At 45.7% G+C, this 7,266-nt stretch carries 2 protein-coding genes and 3 rRNA genes; 4 read left to right on the top strand and 1 reads right to left on the bottom strand.

Annotated features, from left to right (window positions below; genetic code table 11):
- The first annotated feature begins 688 nt into the window (after window positions 1–688).
- From HMPREF1477_RS06010 to HMPREF1477_RS05995, 4 genes are all read left to right on the top strand, one after another.
- Window positions 689–2,251, top strand: a 16S ribosomal RNA gene (locus HMPREF1477_RS06010).
- Between the two features lie 467 nt (window positions 2,252–2,718).
- Window positions 2,719–5,647, top strand: a 23S ribosomal RNA gene (locus HMPREF1477_RS06005).
- A 73-nt stretch (window positions 5,648–5,720) separates the two neighbouring features.
- A 5S ribosomal RNA gene (rrf, locus tag HMPREF1477_RS06000) occupies window positions 5,721–5,837 on the top strand.
- Together the 16S, 23S and 5S rRNA genes form the textbook arrangement of a ribosomal RNA operon.
- 213 nt (window positions 5,838–6,050) lie before the next feature.
- Complete coding sequence (locus HMPREF1477_RS05995; protein WP_016476201.1) at window positions 6,051–6,941, top strand: pirin family protein; 891 nt, start codon at window positions 6,051–6,053, stop codon at window positions 6,939–6,941.
- On the opposite strand, the gene HMPREF1477_RS09890 is transcribed toward HMPREF1477_RS05995, so the two are convergent.
- Window positions 6,934–7,239: a helix-turn-helix domain-containing protein gene (locus tag HMPREF1477_RS09890; RefSeq protein WP_302944606.1), complete on the bottom strand. Its 306-nt coding sequence runs from the start codon at window positions 7,237–7,239 to the stop codon at window positions 6,934–6,936. The genes HMPREF1477_RS05995 and HMPREF1477_RS09890 overlap by 8 nt on opposite strands.
- Window positions 7,240–7,266: the final 27 nt, after the last annotated feature.

The following is a 7,266-nucleotide window of genomic DNA, read 5'->3' as shown; positions in this document are numbered from 1 at the left end:
AGTTGCAAGGTCTCCCAAGAAATAGAACAGGCCTGTACTAAATGTAGAATGACGGTTGCAAGGTCTCCAGAGAAATAGAACAGGCCTGTACTAATTAATAGATATAACTGAAACTAATTAGTGGAATAGCATATATTGTATTTATAGTCTATAGAAATATAAAAAGGGGGTTATCAAATACAATATATAGTAGTATCAAAATAAATAAATACATTATACAGAAAAGGTGAAAAAAGTTTCAAATTTTTTAAAATTAGGACTTGCGCGCATCTCTTGTTTGTACTATAATAACCATACAGTCGTTGAGGCGACTGTTTCTTAATGAGGAAACACTAGATACAATCTAGATTCTTTGTTAGTTATTTTGGAATTTTATGTAAATCCCTCACATAGAGGTAATTACAAAATTCTAAAAAAGATTATAAAAAGTGCTTGACACTGAATGGTCAACATGTTATTATAATCTAGTCGCCAGTTGGTGAAACACTTCAAATGAAAGTGCTTTGGAGCTAGATAATATCTAGTCTAACTGGTACAGATCTTTGAAAACTGAACAATGATAGGTAATCAATCATATGATTGAACATATGCCAGAGTGCGGGTTTTGACATAGTCAAAACCAACCATAATTCAAAGTTACTTAAATGTAACGACAACAAATAATGAGCTATTCAAATAGCTTCAAGATATCTTGGAGAGTTTGATCCTGGCTCAGGACGAACGCTGGCGGCGTGCTTAACACATGCAAGTCGAACGAAGAGCGATGGAAGCTTGCTTCTATCAATCTTAGTGGCGAACGGGTGAGTAACGCGTAATCAACCTGCCCTTCAGAGGGGGACAACAGTTGGAAACGACTGCTAATACCGCATACGATCCAATCTCGGCATCGAGACTGGATGAAAGGTGGCCTCTATTTATAAGCTATCACTGAAGGAGGGGATTGCGTCTGATTAGCTAGTTGGAGGGGTAACGGCCCACCAAGGCGATGATCAGTAGCCGGTCTGAGAGGATGAACGGCCACATTGGGACTGAGACACGGCCCAGACTCCTACGGGAGGCAGCAGTGGGGAATCTTCCGCAATGGACGAAAGTCTGACGGAGCAACGCCGCGTGAGTGATGACGGCCTTCGGGTTGTAAAGCTCTGTTAATCGGGACGAATGGTTCTTGTGCAAATAGTGCGAGGATTTGACGGTACCGGAATAGAAAGCCACGGCTAACTACGTGCCAGCAGCCGCGGTAATACGTAGGTGGCAAGCGTTGTCCGGAATTATTGGGCGTAAAGCGCGCGCAGGCGGATTGGTCAGTCTGTCTTAAAAGTTCGGGGCTTAACCCCGTGATGGGATGGAAACTGCCAATCTAGAGTATCGGAGAGGAAAGTGGAATTCCTAGTGTAGCGGTGAAATGCGTAGATATTAGGAAGAACACCAGTGGCGAAGGCGACTTTCTGGACGAAAACTGACGCTGAGGCGCGAAAGCCAGGGGAGCGAACGGGATTAGATACCCCGGTAGTCCTGGCCGTAAACGATGGGTACTAGGTGTAGGAGGTATCGACCCCTTCTGTGCCGGAGTTAACGCAATAAGTACCCCGCCTGGGGAGTACGACCGCAAGGTTGAAACTCAAAGGAATTGACGGGGGCCCGCACAAGCGGTGGAGTATGTGGTTTAATTCGACGCAACGCGAAGAACCTTACCAGGTCTTGACATTGATGGACAGAACCAGAGATGGTTCCTCTTCTTCGGAAGCCAGAAAACAGGTGGTGCACGGTTGTCGTCAGCTCGTGTCGTGAGATGTTGGGTTAAGTCCCGCAACGAGCGCAACCCCTATCTTATGTTGCCAGCACTTCGGGTGGGAACTCATGAGAGACTGCCGCAGACAATGCGGAGGAAGGCGGGGATGACGTCAAATCATCATGCCCCTTATGACCTGGGCTACACACGTACTACAATGGGAGTTAATAGACGGAAGCGAAACCGCGAGGTGGAGCAAACCCGAGAAACACTCTCTCAGTTCGGATCGTAGGCTGCAACTCGCCTACGTGAAGTCGGAATCGCTAGTAATCGCAGGTCAGCATACTGCGGTGAATACGTTCCCGGGCCTTGTACACACCGCCCGTCACACCACGAAAGTCGGAAGTGCCCAAAGCCGGTGGGGTAACCTTCGGGAGCCAGCCGTCTAAGGTAAAGTCGATGATTGGGGTGAAGTCGTAACAAGGTAGCCGTATCGGAAGGTGTGGCTGGATCACCTCCTTTCTAGGGAGACATACACCAGGCCAAGAGCTTGGATGTCACTTAGGTCGACACTTTGGCCAGTAAGTAGACGTAGCATATGCGCTAGCTGTACTTACAACCTACATTGTTCGGTTTTGAGAGATCTGTAAATGATTTCTCAATTTAATATGACGTATAAATTACGCGTTAATCTAGGCGCATGAGTTGAACGACGTCGCCACGTAATGGTAATTACGTAAGACAAGTGAAACGAATGCAACGACGAGTAACACGGAATTTATCGGCAGATTTGTTCTTTGAAAACTACATAGAAGATAATTATTATATATATTTGTAAGGTCATCTCTTAGAATTTCTAAGTAGGTTGACCCGAGCACATAGGAAATAATTCTCTGACTTATTGGTGACGTACATGAAAATGTACGGCTACAAAAAACGACAATGTATCTAATGCATGTCAATAAAATCTCAAATACGAAAGTATTTTAAGTAAAGATTTTAAGGGCGTACGGCGGATGCCTTGGCGATATCAGCCGAAGAAGGACGCGGTAAGCTGCGATAAGCTACGGAGAGGTGCAAGCAACCTTTGACCCGTAGATTTCCGAATGGGGGAACCCGGCAGTGGTTATGCACTGTCACCCATACCTTTGAGTATGAGGAGGGCACCTGGGGAACTGAAACATCTAATTACCCAGAGGAAGAGTAATCAAACGAGATTTTCTTAGTAGCGGCGAGCGAACGGGAAAGAGGCCAAACCGGAGCGGGCAACCGCACCGGGGTTGAGGACAGTCATCAAGTGTAAATGAGGTAGAAGAATTGAGTTGGAAAGCTCAGCCGCAGAAGGTGAAAGCCCTGTAATCGAAACCTTGCATACATGGGACTGTATCCAGAGTACCACGAGACACGTGAAACCTTGTGGGAAGCAGGGGGGACCACCCTCCAAGCCAAAATACTGATATCGACCGATAGCGCATAGTACCGTGAGGGAAAGGTGAAAAGAACCCCTGGCGGGGAGTGAAAGAGAACCTGAAACCGTATGTCTACAAACAGTCGAAGTCTGTATATATATCAGGACGACGGCGTGCCTATTGAAGAATGAACCGACGAGTTACTGTTGCTAGCGAGGTTAAGTGGAAAACATGGAGCCGCAGCGAAAGCGAGTCTGAACAGGGCGTTCAGTTAGTGATAGTAGACCCGAAACCGTAGTGATCTATCCATGGCCAGGTTGAAGCACAGGTAAAATTGTGTGGAGGACCGAACTCGTGAGCGTTGAAAAGCTTTGGGATGAGTTGTGGATAGGGGTGAAATGCCAATCGAACACGGAGATAGCTGGTTCTCCCCGAAATAGCTTTAGGGCTAGCCTCGAGGTTGAGAGTATAGGCGGTAGAGCACTGATCGGGCTAGGGGCCATACCGGTTACCGAACCTAGTCAAACTACGAATGGCTATACTTATACTCGGGAGTCAGACAGTGAATGATAAGGTCCATTGTCAAGAGGGAAACAGCCCAGAACACCGACTAAGGTCCCCAATGTCATACTAAGTGGCGAAGGATGTGGAATTTCCAAAACAACCAGGATGTTGGCTTAGAAGCAGCCACCATTTAAAGAGTGCGTAATAGCTCACTGGTCGAGAGACTCTGCGCCGAAAATGTCCGGGGCTAAAGTATGAAACCGAAGTCGTGTCATATGCAGCAATGTATATGGGTAGGGGAGCGTTCTCATCGGATTGAAGCAGTACCGTAAGGAGTTGTGGACTGGTGAGAAGTGAGAATGTCGGTATGAGTAGCGAAAAGAATGGTGAGAATCCATTCCACCGAAAGCCTAAGGGTTCCTGAGCAACGATCGTCGTCTCAGGGTAAGTCGGGACCTAAGCCGAGGCGGAAAAGCGTAGGCGATGGACAACAGGTTGAAATTCCTGTACCGGTGTGAATCGTTTGATCGAAGGAGTGACACAGTAAGGTAGGTCAGCACGCGATTGGAAGTGCGTGTTTAAGCATGTAGGTTGAGTTATAGGCAAATCCGTAACTCTAAAAGCTGAGATGTGATGACGAGCTGTTTACAGCGAAGTGATTGATCCTACACTGTCGAGAAAAGCTTCTAGGTAGAGACACATCGCCCGTACCAAAACCGACACAGGTAGGCGGGGAGAGAATCCTAAGGTGCGCGGGAAAACCCTCGTTAAGGAACTCGGCAAAATGCCTCCGTAACTTCGGGAAAAGGAGGACTCATGTAGTGTGAAGGGCAGTAACGCGTGGAGCATGAATGAGTGGCACAAGAGAGGCGCAAGCGACTGTTTACCACAAACACAGGTGCCTGCTAAAGCGAAAGCTGATGTATAGGTGCTGACACCTGCCCGGTGCTGGAAGGTTAAGAGGAGGGGTTAGACTTCGGTCGAAGCTCTGAATTGAAGCCCCAGTAAACGGCGGCCGTAACTATAACGGTCCTAAGGTAGCGAAATTCCTTGTCGGGTAAGTTCCGACCCGCACGAAAGGTGTAACGACTTGCGCACTGTCTCAACGAGGGACCCGGTGAAATTGAAGTACCTGTGAAGATGCAGGTTACCCGCGACTGGACAGAAAGACCCCATGGAGCTTTACTGCAACCTAAGATTGAACTTAGTTAATGAATGTACAGGATAGGTGGGAGACTTAGAATCTAGGGCGCCAGTCTTAGAGGAGTCGTTGTTGGGATACCACCCTTTGATTAATTGATTTCTAACAGGCCGATTAACAACCGGCTGGACAGTCTTAGGCGGGCAGTTTGACTGGGGCGGTCGCCTCCTAAAGAGTAACGGAGGCGCCCAAAGGTTCCCTCAGAGCGGACGGAAATCGCTCGAAGAGTGTAAAGGCAGAAGGGAGCTTGACTGCGAGACGGACAGGTCGAGCAGGGACGAAAGTCGGGCTTAGTGATCCGGTGGTGCCGAGTGGAAGGGCCATCGCTCAACGGATAAAAGCTACCCTGGGGATAACAGGCTAATCTCTCCCAAGAGTCCATATCGACGGGGAGGTTTGGCACCTCGATGTCGGCTCATCACATCCTGGGGCTGAAGTAGGTCCCAAGGGTTCGGCTGTTCGCCGATTAAAGTGGTACGTGAGCTGGGTTCAGAACGTCGTGAGACAGTTCGGTCCCTATCCATCGCGGGCGCAAGAAACTTGAAGGGGGCTGCTCCTAGTACGAGAGGACCGGAGTGGACGAACCGCTGGTGTACCAATTATCCTGCCAAGGGTACAGTTGGGTAGCTACGTTCGGGACGGATAAACGCTGAAAGCATCTAAGCGTGAAACCAGCCTTGAGATGAGGTTTCTCATAGCATAAGCTAGTAAGATCCCATGTAGACGACATGGTTGATAGGCCAGGTGTGGAAGAGCTGTGAGGCTTGGAGCTGACTGGTACTAATAGATCGAGGGCTTTACTTAATAACAATAAGCAGACATGTGCAACAAATATATATAACTTCTATGTGGTTTTCAGAGTACAAACTCTGACAGATTCAGTGGCGATAGCTACGAGGGTCCACCTGTTCCCATCTCGAACACAGTAGTTAAGCTCGTAAACGCCGAAAGTACTTGGCTGGAGACGGCCTGGGAGGATAGGAAGTCGCTGATTAAGCTAAAAGACACACCCTAGGGTGTGTCTTTTTTTGTTGTATGGATTTCTATCATCCTAGGCTGTCTTTACTATTCTAATAGCCCACCCCTTGACTTATCGAAAAAATTAGATATAATAGTATTAAGATATATGAGCAACTATTCATATATAATACAACTATTCATATATAATACAACTATTATAAATCCTGTTCGATTAAGAGGTGATAGAATGAATCCTGTAAGAACAATTGAAAGAATTATTAAAGCTCCTGATATTCATTGGGTAGGCACTGGATTTAGAGTACGTCAGTACTTCCCTGATAGCGATGAGTCACCTATGCTTGATCGTATGTCTCCATTTTTGTTACTCGATTATAACGAGCCATATTATTTTGAGGGCAGTCCTTTTGATACAGGTGACACTCCACATCCCCATAAAGGCTTTGAAACGGTAAGATTTTCTTTTTCCGGCTCCATTGGGCATAAAGATGCAGCTGGTAATAGTGGTGTTATTCACTCTGGTGATGTGCAATGGATGACTGCAGCTAGTGGTGTTTTGCACAAAGAATTTCATGAAAAAGAATATGCAAAGCGGGGACGTTTGTTCCATGCTTTACAATTATGGATAAATCTACCTGAACGTCATAAAAACGATACACCTGCATATCAATATATACCTGCTACCACAATGGGGCGGTATCAATCTCTTGATGAAACAATCGATGCCATCGTTTACACCGGTGCTTTCAGACATATAACAGGTCCTGCTAAATCCCATACACCGATGAATATTTACAAATTAAAACTTCAACCTAATTCATGGATCTCTATTTCTGAGAATATGACTTGGAATACAGGCTTCCTTGTGATTAATGGTACAGGCAGTGCCAATGGTGAAAGCATAGAATCTGGAGACTTTGTACTTTTCAACAATGATGGAGAGCGCTTTGAGGTAGAGTCTGGTGATGAAGGTCTTGAAATCTTCGTTCTCGCTGGAGAACCACTCAATGAACCAGTGGTAAAACAAGGATCATTTGTTATGACAAATAAAACAGAGCTTATTCTCGCATATGGCGAATACAAAAATGGTAAATTCGGTCGTGAAGAAGATATTATGTAATACGTATATAAATCTTACTCCAAAAGATTTGATATAGTATTACAATATAATGCAATATAAATACGATAGCCCCTATCATACTAATTATGATAGGGGCTATTATTATATAAAACTTAATTTTCACTCTCTTATTTAATGCGAAAGCGATTTTGCTAAGTGTATCAATACTTGTATTATAACCACGTTCTATTCTAGCAATGGTAGACTGTGGGACACCAGAACGTTCTGCTAATTCACGTTGGCTTAGCCCTGCATTCTCACGTGCTCTTAATTTTCTGTATTCATAATTTTTATCAATTTAGTGTGATATAATATGCATAATATT

This window comes from Veillonella sp. HPA0037, from assembly GCF_000411535.1.
GTDB classification, from domain to species: Bacteria; Bacillota; Negativicutes; order Veillonellales; family Veillonellaceae; genus Veillonella; species Veillonella atypica.
Note: the sequence above shows the minus strand (reverse complement) of the source record. Positions and strands in the feature narration are given on the sequence as shown.